Source organism: Curtobacterium sp. PhB25, assembly GCF_004365375.1.
GTDB lineage: Bacteria > Actinomycetota > Actinomycetes > Actinomycetales > Microbacteriaceae > Curtobacterium.
In genome coordinates, this window is record NZ_SODR01000008.1 from 211,126 (window position 1) to 225,885 (window position 14,760).

Genomic DNA, 14,760 nt, shown 5'->3' on the forward strand with positions numbered 1-14,760 from the left:
CCGTCGTGTCCCGCTTCCTCCGCATCGTCCTCCCCGCGCTCGTCATCGTTGTCTGGCTCGCGATCGCCTCCGTCGGCGGTCCGTACTTCGGCAAGATCTCCGAGGTGTCGACGAACGACCAGACCTCGTTCCTGCCGGCGTCGGCCGACGCCACGAAGGTGCAGGAGCGCTCGTCGGAGTTCCGGCAGGAGTCGGGCGCACCCGCGATCATCGTGCTCGAGCGCGACGGCGGCATGTCGTCCTCCGACCTGACCGCGGCGAAGGACCTCGCGACCCAGCTCGGTGACCGCGACGACGTCGAAGCCGTCAGCCCGGTGATCCCGAGCGAGGACGGCGACGCGGTGGAGATCGTCGCGACCCTCACCACGGCAGCCGACACCGGTGACGCGGTCGAGGCGATCCGCGCCGACGTCGACGACGCCCTGCCCAGCGGCGTCAGCGGCTACGTCACCGGACCAGCCGGGTTCACCGCCGACCTGACCGAGGCGTTCGCCGGCATCGACGGCCTGCTGCTCGGGGTCGCGCTCGCCGCGGTGTTCGTGATCCTGATCATCGTCTACCGCTCACCACTGCTGCCGATCCTCGTGCTCGGCACCGCGACGTTCGCCCTGTGCGCCTCGATCCTGGTGGTGTGGTGGCTCGCGAAGGCCGGGATCGTCACCGTGAACGGCCAGGTGCAGGGGATCCTGTCGATCCTGGTGATCGGTGCGGCGACGGACTACGCCCTGCTCTACACGGCGCGCTTCCGCGAGGCGCTGCGCGACCACCGCACCGGCTGGGGTGCGACGAAGGCGGCCCTGCGGGGGAGCCTCGAACCGATCCTGGCCTCCGGCGGCACCGTCATCGTGGGCGTGCTCTGCCTGCTGCTCTCCGACCTCAACTCGAACAAGGCGCTCGGTCCGGTCGCGGCGATCGGCATCGCGTTCAGCCTGCTCGCCGCCCTGTCGCTCCTGCCCGCACTGCTGCTCGCGTTCCGTCGAGCGGCGTTCTGGCCGCTGCGTCCCGCCTACGGCAGCGCCCACCCGGTGCTCACCGGTCCGGAGGCCCGCGGCGTCTGGGCCCGGGTCGGTCGGCTCGTCGCCAAGCGCTCCCGGATCGTGTGGATCGTCTGCACGGTGGGCCTGGTCGCGATGGGCACGGGCCTGGTCGGGCTCAAGGCCGACGGGGTCCCGCAGAGCGACCTCGTCATCGGTGCCTCGCAGGCACGTGACGGGCAGGACGTCCTTGCCGACCACTTCCCGGGCGGCTCCGGCAGCCCGGCGCAGGTCATCGGGTCGGAGCGTGACCTCGCCGCCCTCGTCGACGCCGTCACGGCGGTCGACGGCGTCGACGGGGTCGTCGCCGCCGCGAAGGACGCCCCGTCCGGCACCGTGCCCGTGACGAGCGACACGAGTTCCGCCGGCGGCGCCGCCGCCGCCGAGCCCACCGTCTCGCGCGGGGACGTGCTGCTCGAGGCCACGTTGTCCGACCCGGCCGACTCCGACGCGGCCGAGCAGACGGTCCGTGACCTCCGCACCGCCGTCGAACGGGTCGATCCCGACGCGGTCGTCGGTGGCGTCACCGCGACCGCCGTCGACACGAACGACACCGGGATCCGTGACCGCACGCTGATCATCCCCGTGGTGCTGGTCGTGATCCTGCTCATCCTGATGCTCCTGCTCCGCAGCGTCGTCGCCCCGCTCGTGCTCATCGGCAGCGTGATCGTGTCGTTCGCCGCAGCACTCGGCGTCGGAGCGCTCGTGTTCGACCACGTGTTCCACTTCCCCGGTGCGGACCCGAGCGTGCCCCTGTACTCGTTCGTGTTCCTCGTCGCGCTCGGGGTGGACTACAACATCTTCCTCATGACGCGGGTGCGGGAAGAGGCGCTGCAGCACGGGCCGCACGAGGGGGTCCTGCGCGGACTCGGGGTCACCGGCGGGGTGATCACCTCGGCGGGCGTGGTGCTCGCGGCGACGTTCGCGGCCCTCGGCGTCATCCCGATCCTGTTCCTCGTGCAGATCGCGTTCGTCGTGGCGTTCGGCGTCCTGCTCGACACGATCGTCGTCCGTTCGCTGCTCGTGCCGGCGATCGCGTACGACCTCGGTCGGCGGGCGTGGTGGCCGTCGCGCCTCTCGCGCGCGAACCATCACATGTGACACGCTGGGTGCATGCCAGTTCCTTCGACGCAGCCCGCCGCCGAGCGCAAGCTCCTCCGTGACACCGTGCAGGACAAGATCCGCGACGCGATCATGGACGGCACGCTGGAGCCCGGCGAACGGCTCAACGACGACGATCTGATCGCGTGGCTCGGGGTCTCCCGCACCCCGATCCGCGAGGCACTGGCGGAACTCGCCCGCGCCGGCCTGATCGAGATGGCACCGAACCGCTACACCCGCGTGGCGGCCCCGACGAAGGACGAGCTCCTCGACGCCTACCGCACGCTCGGCGTCATCTACGGGGGCGTCGTGCGCCTCGCGGTGCCCAACTTCACCGAGCCGCAGCGCAAGAAGATCGTGAAGATGCTCGACGACGTCATCGCGCGGGTCGGCGCCGACGAGCAGGACCAGGTCGCCCGCAACGGCGCCGACATCTACTCGCAGTGGGCGGACGCCTGCGGCAACCCGTCGCTCGTGCAGCTCTGCCGGTCGACCACCGACGGGCTGTCCTTCAAGCTCCGGGTCCCGGAGCTCGCTGAGCTGATCCCGGCCGCGGTGATCCTGCCCGAGCTCGACAAGCTCAAGGCTGCCGTCCTGGCGAAGGACCCGATCGCGGCAGAGCTCGCGATGGAGGCCATCCACCTGCTGCCGTCGCGCGCGTAGCGCCCCGTCGCCCAGCGCGACCAGGAGACGGACAGGAGGCCCGTGGCGATCCCGCCACGGGCCTCCCGTCCGCCGTCACGCGCGTCTCGGGCGCGAAAGCGACAGATGTCCGCGAACATTCCGCGGCAGACTGTCGCTTTCGCGGGAATCCCGGCGGGCGGCGGGCAGCGAGCCGCGGGCCGCGACGCCCGCGTCAGTGCGCGACGGCGCTGATCATCCCGAGGCCGACGCTGATGCGGTCGGCGACCTCGATGAGGTCCTCGGCGAGGGAGTCCAGGTCGCGGTCGCGCAGCTGCGTCAGGCGCCCCGAGATCGACAGCGCCGCTGCGATCCGTCCCGAGGCGTTGCGGATCGGTGCCGCGATGCAGAACCGGCCGAGCGCCAGCTCCTGGTTCTCCTCGCACCAGCCGCGCTTCGCCGAGGCGGCGAGATCGGCCGTCAGGGCGTCGTGCGTCGTGATCGTGTGGTCGGTGTACCGGGCCAGGTCGTCCCCGAGCAGCGAGCGCCGTTCGTCCGGCGACAGGTCGAGCATCAGCGCCTTGCCGAGTGCGGACGCGTGCATCGGCTGCCGCATCCCGATCATCGTGTGCGACTTCGGCGCGAGCGACCCCTCGAAGTGGCAGAGGTAGATGCACGACGCGGCGTCCTGCACGCCGACGTTGGCGGTCAGCCCGACGCGGTGCGCGAGTTCCTGCGCCGCCGAGCGGCTCTCGCGGTGCACCGGGTTGTGGTTGAGCCCCTGGCTGGCGAGCTCGAGCACGGCCCGACCGACCGAGTACGCCTGGGTCTCCGGGTCGCGTCGGACGTACTCGAGCGACTCGAGCGTCGCCAGGAGCCGCCCGGTGGTCGAGGTCCCCAGCCCGATCGCCCGCGCGATGTCGGAGGCGCGCACCGCGCCGTCGGACGCGCCGAGCGCACCGAGGACCGCTGCGGCTCGCTCGATGCTCTGGTTCGGAGGGGTGGTCGCCATCCCCTCATTCTGGCCCGTCCCGGCGGCCGTCAGGAGACCTTCACGGCGCTCGCGGTGACGAACGGGGACCCGTTCGTGGCGGTGACGACGACCCGCAGGGCGGCCGTGCGCACCGGATCGACGTCGTGGATGCGATGGCGGTGTCGGTTCGCGTCGACCGCGGCGAGCGTCCGCCAGGTCCCGTCGACGCACGCCTCGATCCGGTAGTCGCGGGCGAGTGTGGGCACGGCGTCCCAGGGGGTGCGGTGGTGGTGCAGGTTGATGAGGTCGGCGTCGACGTCGTCGTTCCAGACGATGCGCACCTGGCGGACGTCGACGGGCTCCGCCCAGTCGAGCGAAAGCACGGCTGCGCCGGCACCCGCGTCGGACGACCACATGTGCGGTCCGCCGAACGGGCGCTGGTGGCCGTCGCTGACCCGGGAGGCCCGCCACGCGTCCGTCTCGCCCGCTGCGGTGAACGCGAACGCGTGTCCGCGCAGGGCGCGCGCCTCCCAGTCCGTCACAGGCTGTCCGGACTCCTCGGGGATGTGGTCGTCGAACTGCTCGTCGTCGGCGGCGCGGGCGCGCAGGGCCATCACGCCGTAGGGGTGGCCGTCGGTCAGGACCAGTCGGACGCCGGGCTGCCGACGGACCACGACGACCGCGTTGCACGGTGCGTCCGGGTGGAAGTCCAGGTCGACCACTGCTTCGCCCGGTCCGGCGGCGACGTGTGCGGAGTGCGTGCGGACGTGGTCGATCGGGGCGTAGTTCTGGGGCTTGCCGGTGGTCCAGAGCTCGATGGTGAGGTCGGTGTCGTCGTCCGCCTCGGTGCGGAGCCGGAACTCGCCGAGCGCGGGGTCGGCGGGCAGGAGGATCGCGACGTCGCGGTCCAGGTCGAAGCGGTCGGCGGTCGCGAACGGCGTCGTGTCGATCGTGGTCAGCTCGCTGCTCGCGGTGATGCGGGCGGTGCGGGCCAGGTCGGCGGGGTCGTCGGCGCGGACCCCGATGACCGGTGCGTCCTCGCGCAGCAGGGTCTGCTGCAGCAGGGCGATCTGCTCGGTGCCGAGGGACCGTGGCGTCGTGCCGTGCCGGGCGACCAGGTGCGCGGCGGTGCCGGCTGCCTGCCCCTGGGCCGCGCAGGTGGCCATCACCCGGGTGGACCCGAACGCGACGTGCGACGCGGAGATGTCGCGGCCGGCGAACAGCAGGTTCGACACGTTCGCCGAGTACAGCGACCCGAACGGGATGTCGTAGGTGCCGTCGGTGTACCGCTGCTGGGCGCCGGCGGTCTCGGCGTAGACGCCCTCGACGGGGTGCAGGTCGATCGACCAGCCGCCGAACGCCACCGTGTCGGGGAACGAGCGCTGCTCGAGCAGGTCCTGCTGCGTCAGGGTGTGGTCGCCGACGAACCGGCGGTACTCGCGCTTGCCGGGGATCGCGCCCACCCAGTCGAGCGTCAGGGTGTCCGCGTCGAACGCCCCCGAGTTCTTGATGTGGTCCCAGATGCCGTAGACGACGCCCCAGAGCTCGTCGCGGATGCGTTCGTTCTCGGCGACGGTGTCGAGTTCGCCGCCCCACTCGATCCACCAGTAGTTGCAGCCGTTGTCGCCGGTCCGGATCGCCCGGTTCGCCAGGATCGGCGTCGTGGACAGGTCGACGGCGATCGACGGGGGGACGAACCGGTCGTACCGGCCGGTGTCGTGCGTCGAGAAGAAGATCGAACTGCCGAGCAGTTCGTCGTCGGCCGTTTCCGGCGCCCACTCCTCTCCGTGCTCGTCGCGGCCCTCGCGCCCGATGCGGTACTCGGCGCCGGCGAGGGCCCCGACGAGGCCGTCGCCCGTGCAGTCGAGGAACACCGGTGCGGTGAACGTCGTCTCGATCTCGGACCCCATGGTCCACCCCGTGACGGCGGTGATGCGTGGTGCGCCGCTGTCGTCGTCCGTCGTCTGCACCGTCCGCACGTCGGTGTTGAGGTGCAGGTGCACGTTCGGCTCGGCCCGGACCAGGTCCAGCACGACCTGGTCCCAGTAGACCGCGTTGCCCTGCGGGTTCCGGTACTGGTTCTCGAGGAAGAGCTCGCCCATGATCCCGGTCTCGCGGGCGAACCGCTGCGTGCCGTGCGCCGTCGCGCCGACCACCCACACCCGGATCTCGCTGGAGGCGTTGCCGCCGAGGACCGGCCGGTTGGTGACGAGGGCGACGTTCGAGCCGAGGCGGGCTGCGGCGACGGCCGCGCTGACACCGGCGAGACCGCCGCCGACGACCACGACGTCGTGGTGCTGTTCACGGGATTGCATGGTCGGAACGGTATCACTCGGTGGCGTGTCTTTCCCACTGTGTGGCAATGTGTGCCCGGCGAGTGCTATCGTCAACGAATTCTCGACAACGAAGTGTGAGGCCTACCCATGAGCGACGGAACCCGGACGCAACCCAGCGTCGATGCCGCCACCGCCCCCGACGTCCAGGTGGCCCTGGGCGACGACGCACGCCGCCAGGGCATGCGGAAGGTGATCGTCGCCGCGGGCGTCGGACACTTCGTCGAGTGGTTCGACTTCGGCCTCTACGGCACGTTGGCGACCGTCATCTCGCTGTACTTCTTCAAGCAGGGCGACCCGCAGGTCGCACTGCTGTCGGCCTTCGCCGTGTTCGGTGCCGGCTTCGTGATGCGTCCGCTCGGTGGGCTGTTCTGGGGGTCGCTCGGTGACCGGGTCGGCCGGAAGACCACACTGGCCACGGTCATCCTGATCACGAGCGGCGCGACCGCCGTGATGGGGATCCTGCCGACGTACCAGAGCGTCGGGATGCTCGCGCCGATCCTGCTCGTCGTGGTGCGGCTGGTGCAGGGCTTCGCCGCCGGTGGCGAGGGTGCCGGGGCGACGACGCTCCTGGCCGAGTACGCCCCGTCGAACCGGCGCGGCTTCGTGACGAGCTTCATCGACGTCTTCGGCTTCGCGGCGTTCATCGTCGGTGGTGGCCTGGTCTTCCTGTTCACGGCGATCGCCGGGGACGGAGCCCTCGAGTCGTGGGGGTGGCGTGTCCTGTTCCTCGTCGCGGTGCCGCTCGGCCTGGTCGGGTTGTACCTGCGCACGAAGCTCGAGGACACCCCGGAGTTCCGCGCGCTCAAGGCGAAGGGGGAACTCGCGAAGAACCCCCTCCGCCGCTCGCTCCGCACCGGGTGGAAGGCCCTGCTCTTCTGCGTCGGGTTCGTCGTCCTCAAGGCCGTCGGCCACTGGATCCTGCAGACCTTCATGCCCTCGTACCTGCAGGCGGACCTCGGGTACTCGCCGCTCGTCTCGTACGGGGTCGTCGTCATCGGCTTCCTGGTGATCGCCGGCCTCGTCCCGTTCTTCGGCCTGCTGTCGGACAAGATCGGCCGGAAGCCCGTGATGCTCGCCGGGTGCGCGGGGTTCCTGGTGCTGACCTACCCGACGCTCATGCTCATGGACGCCGGCAACTTCTGGGCCGCCGCAGCCGCGATGGTGCTGCTCGGGCTGTTCATGGCGGCGTTCGACGGGGCGGTGAGCGCCGCGATGGCCGAACTGTTCCCGACCGCCATCCGCTACGGGTCGATGGGCATCGCCTACAACATCAGCGTGGCGCTCTTCGGTGGCATCACCCCGTACTTCGCCACGTGGTTGATCAGCGCGACGGGCAACACGTTCGCGCCGGCCTTCTACGTGATGGCCGCCGCCGCGATCACCGGTGTGACGGTGCTCCGTGCGCGCGAGACGAACAAGCAGGGACTCGTCGCCGAGTGAGTCGAGCGCGGGCCGGTCGCAGGGGCTGTGGAGTGACCTTCCAGGCGGATTCCATGTCCCCTGCGCGCGCTCCGGTTATGGTTTCCCGGTGAGCAACGAACCCGAGCAGACGACGGAGCCCGCGCGCCGCGGTGCCGTGACGCCGCGCCACGGGCGCCAGAAGCGACGAGCGGGTGTGGTGTTCCCGGCGATCGCGGGTGTGCTCACCATGGCCGTCCTGCTGAGCGGTGGCTACGCGGCGTACGCGTACAACCAGCTGTCCGGCGGGGTCACGATCGTCAACGCGATCACCGGCAAGAAGGACACGAAGGACGACGTCGACGGCAAGGCGCAGAACATCCTGCTCGTCGGCGACGACCACCGGCCGGACAACGCCACCCCCGAGCAGATGGCGGAACTCAGCACGACGTCGGACGGCGGTGCGACGAACACCGACACGATGATCGTCCTGCACATCAACGCCGACGGCACGCAGGCGACGATGATCTCGTTCCCCCGTGACTCGTACGTCGACATCCCGGACGTGGGCAAGGGCAAGCTCAACAGCGCCTTCTACTACGGCACGCTCAACGGTGGCGGCGACACCGGTGGTGCGAAGATGCTCATCAAGACCATCGAGAACCTGAGTGGCCTGCAGATCGACCACTACGTGCGCGTCTCGCTGCTCGGCTTCTACCAGGTGGTCAAGGAGCTCGGCCCGGTCGAGGTCTGCCTGAACCAGGCGACCAACGACCCGTACTCCGGCGTCGACCTGCCGGCCGGCAAGTCCTCGCTGAACGCGAAGGAGGCGCTGTCCTTCGTGCGGCAGCGCCACGGCCTGCCGAACGGCGACCTGGACCGCAACGTCCGCCAGCAGTACTTCCTGTCGCAGGAGGCCCGGAAGGTCACCTCCGCCGGCACGCTGCTGAACCCGGTCAAGATGGGCAACATCCTCAAGGCCGTCGGTGGATCGATCCAGACCGACACCAACCTGATCGACCTCGCCTCGCAGATGCGGAACCTGCGCCCCGCGAACATCCAGTCGGCCACGATCCCGACCCTCGGCACGCCGACCATCTACGTGAACGGTTCGGCGCTGTCCATCGTCGAGGTCGACACCGTCGGGCTGCCCGCCTTCGTGCAGGGCCTGGTCGGCGAACCGGAGGCCTACGCCAAGGCCGGTCGCGCCCAGCCGGCCAACACCTCGGTCACCGTGCTGAACGGCAGCGGCGTCGAGGGTGCCGCGACCGCAGCAGGGCAGGTCCTGACGAGCCGCGGGTTCCAGGTCGCACCGGCCGGGTCCTCGGACACCACCAAGGCCACGCAGGTGCAGTACCCCGCCGGCCAGGAGTCCCAGGCGAAGGCGATCGCGGCAGCGGTGCCCGGTGCCGTCGCCGTCCGCACCAGCGCGGTCACCGGGGTCACGCTCGTGCTCGGCACCGACGGCAAGACCGCGAAGGCCGCCAGCGAGCCGAGCGCGACCGCGTCGAAGCCCGCGAGCACCGGTTCCGGGTCGAAGCCGAGCAAGCAGGCGTCCAAGGAACCCGCGCCGAAGTCCACCGACGTGCACAACTACGGCACCGAGGGCACCTGCATCAACTGAGGCCGTGGCCGGACCGGGTCGCTAGGTTCGAGGGGTGAGCAGCGCAACGCGTCCGATCGTCCTGATGACCTACAACATCAAGAACCCGGATCCGGAGCACGACTGGCCGGCCCGGCTCCCCGTGCTCCTCGACGTCATCCGCCGGCACGACCCCGACCTGGTGTGCGTGCAGGAAGCCTTCGCGCACCAGCTCGACGACCTGCGCGCCGGGCTGCCGGACCACGCCGACGTCGGACAGGGGCGTGAGGGCGGCACCGCGGGGGAACACCCGGCGGTCTTCTACCGACGCGACCGGTTCCGACCGACCGACGAGGGGTCGTTCTGGCTGTCGGACACCCCGGACGAACCGGTCTCGAACACGTGGGGCAGCCTGTTCCCCCGCATCGCGAACCACGCCGTGTTCCTGGACACCGACGGGCCGGCGGTCACGGTGCTCACCACGCACCTGGACCACGAACTCGGCGAGCACGGCGACGAGGTGCGCGGGAAGAGCGCGGCGCTCATCGTCGAACGGCTCGCGCGGGAGACCGGTCCGGTCATCGTCGCCGGGGACTACAACGAGCCGGCCGGCGCCGGAACCGCGTCACGGGTCTTCGCCGACGCCGGGTTCGACGACACCTGGCTGCTCGCGGGCGACCCGGGGGACCGGACGGCGACGTTCAACGACTGGCAGCCGCCGGTGGACACCGGGGAGCGCATCGACTGGGTGCTGACCCGCGGGGTCGCCGGCGTCGAAAGGGTCGTCATCGACCACGACGGGCCGGAGGCGTGGTTCGCGAGCGATCACTTCCCGGTGATCGCGACGATCCGCGTGTGAGTCAGCAGCTCCGCTGGGCGTGCACGGGCATCGGGGAGCCGAGCACCGTGACCGTGGTGTCGTCCGTCAGGGCCGAGACGCCGTTCGTGCCGGAGGAGTCCTGGTCGTCGGAGGAGCCCCAGCCTGCGCGCAGCAGCAACTGCCACGCGCGGAAGTCGTCCGAGCCGAAGGACACCCGTTCGGAGCGTGGGGCGTCCGCGATCTCGTCGGCGATGTCGTCGCCGACCTGGACGCCGCCGGGGCCGGTCAGCTCGATCCGTGCACCGAGCCGGCTGCGGACCTGGTCGCGCAGCACACGGACCTCGACGGCGTTGCCCGCCGGCGCATCGGTGGTCAGGGCCGCGACCCGGATGGCGCCGCCCCACGTGTAGGTGGTGCCGGCCGGGAAGCACGCGCCGCCGTCGCCCTCGGCGGTCTGCGTGCGCGACGGGGTGCCGAGCAGGCGGTCGAGCAGGCTCACGGTCAACCGGGAGTCGCGCATCGACGACTCGACGACGGTCTTCCCGCCGTTGCGGAGCACCAGGGACTCGGCGTCGAGCTCGATGGAGTCGACCCGCCGGAGCTTCGCGTTGGACACGTGCACCGGCGCGGCGTCGTGCGACGTCTCCGCCGCCACGGCGGAGTCCGCACCGAGCCCGGTGGTGCCGTCGAGCGCCAGCGCACCGGCCGAGAAGGCGAGCACGGCAGCGCCGAGCGCCAGCAGGGTCCGAGGGGTCACCGTTCGACGGTACGACCCTGATCCGTCCAGGACGACAGGTGTTACCGAATCGGGTCCTGGCCGTCACCGGACCGTGACAAACGAGGAAGACGCAGTTGCGGCCCTGGAGCGGTGCGGCCGGCGGACGCTGGCCGCACCGCGCGCCGGGGGACAGCCTCCTGGACGGCCCGTGGTGCGGCCCTGCGTACCGTCGGCGGCATGACGGACCAGCAGAACGACCAGGCAGGGCTCGACCAATACGCCATGCAGGACCCGACGAAGATGTACGCCGACAAGAAGCCCGACGAGCAGTACCTCGCGGGCGCCGGCACCGACGCCGAGATGGCGGAGAACGTCCCCGCCGACCACGGCGAGGACACCTACCGCGGCTCCGGACGGCTGACGGGCCGCAAGGCCCTCGTCACCGGCGGCGACTCCGGCATCGGCGCAGCGGTCGCCATCGCCTACGCACGCGAGGGCGCCGACGTCGCGATCTCGTACCTGCCCGAGGAGCAGGAGGACGCCGACCGCATCGTCGCGCTCATCGAGGCAGCCGGCCGCAAGGCCGTCGCGCTGCCCGGCGACATCACCTCGCTCGCGGTCTGCGAGCAGATCGTCGCCGACACCGTCGCGCAGCTCGGCGGGATCGACATCCTGGTGAACAACGCGGGCAAGCAGCAGAACGTCTCCTCGATCGAGGACATCTCGGACGAGGAGTTCGACGAGACCTTCAAGACGAACGCCTACGCGACCTTCCGGATCACGAAGGCCGCCGTGCCGCACCTGCAGCCGGGCTCGACGATCATCAACACGACGTCGATCCAGGCCTACGCGCCGTCGCCGCACCTGGTGCACTACGCGGCCACGAAGGCCACCGTGAACAACCTGGCGAAGGGCCTGGCTGCGCAGCTCGCGCCGAAGGGCATCCGCGTCAACGCCGTCGCACCGGGGCCGATCTGGACGCCGCTGCAGCCGGCCGGCGGGCAGCCGCCCGAGGCGCTGCCGTCCGCGGGCGAGCAGACCTACCTGGGCCGCTGGGGGCAGCCGGCCGAGCTCGCGCCGGCCTACGTGTTCCTGGCGAGCGGTGAGTCGTCCTACGTCGTGGGCGAGACGCTCCACGTCGACGGTGGGATGCCGACGCCGTAGCGCGTCGCTGCGGACGGGCCGGCGGGCCGACGGGCTGACGGGAGGCGCGGTGCCGGTGGGTACCGCGCCTCCCGTCGTCCGGGTGGTCCCGTCTGCGGGCCGTGGCGACGTCAGCAGGTGACCGCGCGCGCCATCCGCTCGAGGAGTTCCCGCGCCGACAGTGCTGCCGCGAGCTCGACCTCGACCGGGTTGATGCCGATCGCGTGCTCGAACGCGCGGCGGCGGGCCTGGTCGGCGATCGGCACCTCGGGGCGCTGGGGCAGCACGGCGATCGCCTGAGCCGCCGCCCCGAACGCGCCCGCGGGCCGCCCGAGCTGTTCCCACATCGCGCGGACGTCGTGCGCGACCTGCTCCGGGTCGCCGCCGAACTCGAAGCCGGCCGAGGCCATCGTCGCGAGTCCCTGTGCGGTGGGGTCGTTCGGGGTCATGCCCGGCATCGTCACACGGATCCGTGCGAACGCGCTGGGCGTGGTGTCGGTGTCCGTGTCCCCCCATGTGCTGACACCCGTACCGGGGATTCTGTTGTCCCCCGTTCTGCGTTTGGATGGACGTGCCCCGGACTCGGGGAGACCTCGGACAGGACGTCCGTGGAACGACGGAGGGCACGATGCTCGAGAACACCAGCGCCGACACGCAGGCCGCAGCGGCCGCGGCGGCCACCCTGCACCTCCGGATCACGATCGTGGGGGCCACCGTCGACCTGCTCCGTGACGTCCCCTTCCACGAAGCACGCGCCGTGCACGTGGCCGAGCGGATGGGCATCTCCGTCGAGGAGCTCCAGCAGCACTTCCCGTCCTGGGACGGCTTGGTGCTCGCAGCCGTCGACCGCTGGAACGGCGGTCGGATGGACGAGGTCACCCGCGAGGTCGGCGACGGTTCGACCGTCGAGCTGCTGCGCGCGATCGTCGCGTCGAACGCCGAGGACCCCGCGCTCATGCGTCTGCTCGTCGCCCTGCTGTCCGTCGCGGGCAACCCCGAGCACCCGATGGCGACCTACCTGCGGTCGCGCTACCAGCTCTTCTACGCCCAGGTGAAGCGCGGCCTCGAACACGACATCGCCGTCGGCCGCGCCCCGCACACCATGGAACCCCGGCGGGGAGCCGAACAGCTCATCGCGCTGTACGAAGGCCTGCAGCTCCAGGCCCTGCTCCGCACGGACCTCGACCTGGTGCCGGCGTTCGACCGTGCGGTGGCCCGACTCGAGCGCGGCTGGATGGAGCGCTACGAGCCGCAGGCAGCCCGCCGGCACGCGACGTGGAGCGACGGCGACGACGGCAGCTGGGACATCTGAGCCCGGACCGGCAGCGCCCGTCCGGAGCGCCGCACCGTCAGCGTCCGTCCGGAGCCGACCGTGACCCGCGCGGCACCGAGCCGTCGCCGGGGTCGTACCCGGTGTCGCGGATGACCCGGAGCGCGGTGGTGTCGTTGTGGACCGAGTGCACGACGACCCGACGGGTCCGCCGGAGCGCACGGCGCGCACCAGGTGTCGCGAACAGGCCGCCGAGCACGAGCCCGGCGCCGATCCCGAGCGCCACGGAGACCGCGGCCACGAAGTCGAGGGCCGCACTCGACGAGCCCGACATGAAGTTGAGCAGTGCGTTCGACACGGCGACACCGGGCAGCAGCGCTCCGCAGAACGCCGGCACCGCGATCGCCGCGACCGCGGTCCGCATCCGCGCCGCTGCGTAGGTGGACAGCACGCCGAGCAGGACCGCGGCCAGGAACGTCGCGCCGAGCAGCGGCAGGCCGAGCTGCCGCAGCCCCCACAGCGAGGCCCCCGCCGCCACCGAGAACACCACGGCGACGGGGATCACCCGCGCACTGGCCTGCTGCACGAAGCAGTTCGCCCCGGCCGACACCACCGTGAGCGAGAGTGACGCCCACAACGGCAGCGCCTGGGTGACGATGCCCGACGGGTCGACCTCGAGGTGCAGCCACTTCGTCATCGCGATCCCCGCGGGCACCCCCACGACGATGGCGGCGATGACCAAGCCGATGTAGAACGCCCGGGCGACCGCCATCGCACGGAAGCCGGAGATCGCGTCCTGGGCCCACGTCACGAGTGAGACGTGCGGCAGGAGCAGCACCACCAGGGCCGCCACCATCGTGGCGGCACCCGCCGGGTGCAGGACGCCGACACCGATGGCCAGGGTGCCGATCACCGACGCGACCGCTCCCTGCGCCCCGGACACGAAGAACTGCGGGTAGCCACGACCGGTCAGCCAGCGCCCGGACAGGATGATCCCGAACATCAGCACGAAGGCGCCGATGCCCGCTCGCCATCCGCCACCGGCCTGCATCGCGATCGAGGTCCCCAGGATCGAGAGCCCGACGTCGGCGAGCCACGTGGGCCAGCGCGGCGGCATCCGCAGCACCGCCACGAGGGCGCTCACGCCCGAGGTCATGTCCCGTTGGTCGTGGATCAGGTCGTCCACGATCTGGTTCGCGCGCGCGAGTCGGTCGAGGTCGGAGCCGTCGGAACTCACTGTCCGGACCTTCACGAGCGGCGGGATGTCGGCCGGCGCGTACTGGATCGTCACCGAGCTGCCGGAGAAGTCGAGGTCGAGCGGGGCCAGGTTCCACTTCGTCGACACCGCGACGACGGCGGTCTCGACGCTGCGGGTGTCGGCGCCGGAGGCGAGCATCACCTCGGCCAGGTCGAGGCAGAAGTCGACGATCTGGGCGGCGGTGTACTGGTCGCGCCCCTTGGCGTCGGGTTCGACGTGCTCGTAGATCGTGCCGCGCAGTCGGGCACGTGCGTCGCGCAGGTCGTGCTGCGCCAGGCTGCGGCGTCGGGGGCGGGGTGGCCGGTGTGGGCGCCCCGGCTTGGGCTCGCCGGGGAAGTGCTGCTCGGCCATCCGACCATGGTGCCAGTCGCGATCTGGACGCGACCAGAGCGGACGGGAGGCCCGGTGCCAGTGGACTGGTCCCCGGTTCTTGGACTGATTAGTCGGTTCGAGATCCGGGGATGGTTCGTGTGGGTGGTACCGCGTCGTCGTTGACGAGTGCGCAG

Annotated in this window: 12 protein-coding genes; 7 read left to right on the top strand and 5 right to left on the bottom strand. The window is 71.2% G+C overall.

Annotated features, from left to right (window positions below; all coding sequences use genetic code 11):
• The first annotated feature begins 5 nt into the window (after window positions 1–5).
• Window positions 6–2,135, top strand: coding sequence for an efflux RND transporter permease subunit (locus EDF51_RS15995; protein WP_134195633.1), 2,130 nt, complete (start codon window positions 6–8; stop codon window positions 2,133–2,135).
• 12 nt (window positions 2,136–2,147) lie between these two features.
• Window positions 2,148–2,798: a GntR family transcriptional regulator gene (locus EDF51_RS16000; RefSeq protein ID WP_123294620.1), complete on the top strand. Its 651-nt coding sequence runs from the start codon at window positions 2,148–2,150 to the stop codon at window positions 2,796–2,798.
• 193 nt (window positions 2,799–2,991) lie between these two features.
• Here the strand turns inward: EDF51_RS16000 and EDF51_RS16005 are convergent, their stop codons facing one another.
• Both EDF51_RS16005 and EDF51_RS16010 read right to left on the bottom strand, forming a co-directional pair.
• Window positions 2,992–3,768, bottom strand: a complete 777-nt coding sequence (locus EDF51_RS16005; RefSeq protein WP_123294849.1) for an IclR family transcriptional regulator — start codon at window positions 3,766–3,768, stop codon at window positions 2,992–2,994.
• A gap of 29 nt (window positions 3,769–3,797) precedes the next feature.
• Window positions 3,798–6,044 (bottom strand): FAD-dependent oxidoreductase, encoded by a 2,247-nt coding sequence (locus EDF51_RS16010; RefSeq protein WP_134195636.1) that lies wholly within the window; start codon window positions 6,042–6,044, stop codon window positions 3,798–3,800.
• Window positions 6,045–6,152: 108 nt separating this feature from the next.
• On the opposite strand from EDF51_RS16010, the gene EDF51_RS16015 reads away from it, so the two are divergent.
• The 3 genes from EDF51_RS16015 to EDF51_RS16025 all read left to right on the top strand — a co-directional run bounded on the left by EDF51_RS16015 (window position 6,153) and on the right by EDF51_RS16025 (window position 9,904).
• A complete protein-coding gene (locus EDF51_RS16015) occupies window positions 6,153–7,505 on the top strand; it encodes an MFS transporter (protein WP_123294851.1) in 1,353 nt (450 codons plus the stop codon).
• Window positions 7,506–7,593: 88 nt separating this feature from the next.
• A complete protein-coding gene (locus EDF51_RS16020; protein WP_134195638.1) occupies window positions 7,594–9,087 on the top strand; it encodes an LCP family protein in 1,494 nt (497 codons plus the stop codon).
• 34 nt (window positions 9,088–9,121) lie between these two features.
• Window positions 9,122–9,904, top strand: coding sequence for an endonuclease/exonuclease/phosphatase family protein (locus EDF51_RS16025; protein ID WP_132099372.1), 783 nt, complete (start codon window positions 9,122–9,124; stop codon window positions 9,902–9,904).
• Window position 9,905: 1 nt separating this feature from the next.
• On the opposite strand, the gene EDF51_RS16030 is transcribed toward EDF51_RS16025, so the two are convergent.
• A complete protein-coding gene (locus tag EDF51_RS16030; protein ID WP_133938963.1) occupies window positions 9,906–10,622 on the bottom strand; it encodes a hypothetical protein in 717 nt (238 codons plus the stop codon).
• A gap of 198 nt (window positions 10,623–10,820) precedes the next feature.
• Between EDF51_RS16030 and EDF51_RS16035 the strand changes: the two genes are divergently transcribed.
• Window positions 10,821–11,747, top strand: a complete 927-nt coding sequence (locus EDF51_RS16035) for an SDR family oxidoreductase (protein ID WP_131881094.1) — start codon at window positions 10,821–10,823, stop codon at window positions 11,745–11,747.
• A gap of 110 nt (window positions 11,748–11,857) precedes the next feature.
• Here the strand turns inward: EDF51_RS16035 and EDF51_RS16040 are convergent, their stop codons facing one another.
• Window positions 11,858–12,175, bottom strand: coding sequence for a hypothetical protein (locus EDF51_RS16040; protein ID WP_123937293.1), 318 nt, complete (start codon window positions 12,173–12,175; stop codon window positions 11,858–11,860).
• Window positions 12,176–12,354: 179 nt separating this feature from the next.
• Between EDF51_RS16040 and EDF51_RS16045 the strand changes: the two genes are divergently transcribed.
• Window positions 12,355–13,038: a TetR/AcrR family transcriptional regulator gene (locus EDF51_RS16045; protein WP_131881101.1), complete on the top strand. Its 684-nt coding sequence runs from the start codon at window positions 12,355–12,357 to the stop codon at window positions 13,036–13,038.
• A gap of 37 nt (window positions 13,039–13,075) precedes the next feature.
• Here the strand turns inward: EDF51_RS16045 and EDF51_RS16050 are convergent, their stop codons facing one another.
• Entirely contained in the window at window positions 13,076–14,605 is a 1,530-nt protein-coding gene (locus EDF51_RS16050) for a threonine/serine exporter family protein (protein ID WP_123937295.1), read from the bottom strand.
• Between the last annotated feature and the right edge of the window lie 155 nt (window positions 14,606–14,760).

Coding starts and splice junctions, on each gene's coding strand:
- EDF51_RS16000 (WP_123294620.1), top strand. CDS start 2,148: ATGCCAGTTCCTTCGACGCAGCCCGCCGCCGAGCGCAAGCTCCTCCGT.
- EDF51_RS16005 (WP_123294849.1), bottom strand. CDS start 3,768: ATGGCGACCACCCCTCCGAACCAGAGCATCGAGCGAGCCGCAGCGGTC.
- EDF51_RS16010 (WP_134195636.1), bottom strand. CDS start 6,044: ATGCAATCCCGTGAACAGCACCACGACGTCGTGGTCGTCGGCGGCGGT.
- EDF51_RS16015 (WP_123294851.1), top strand. CDS start 6,153: ATGAGCGACGGAACCCGGACGCAACCCAGCGTCGATGCCGCCACCGCC.
- EDF51_RS16035 (WP_131881094.1), top strand. CDS start 10,821: ATGACGGACCAGCAGAACGACCAGGCAGGGCTCGACCAATACGCCATG.
- EDF51_RS16040 (WP_123937293.1), bottom strand. CDS start 12,175: ATGACCCCGAACGACCCCACCGCACAGGGACTCGCGACGATGGCCTCG.
- EDF51_RS16045 (WP_131881101.1), top strand. CDS start 12,355: ATGCTCGAGAACACCAGCGCCGACACGCAGGCCGCAGCGGCCGCGGCG.
- EDF51_RS16050 (WP_123937295.1), bottom strand. CDS start 14,605: ATGGCCGAGCAGCACTTCCCCGGCGAGCCCAAGCCGGGGCGCCCACAC.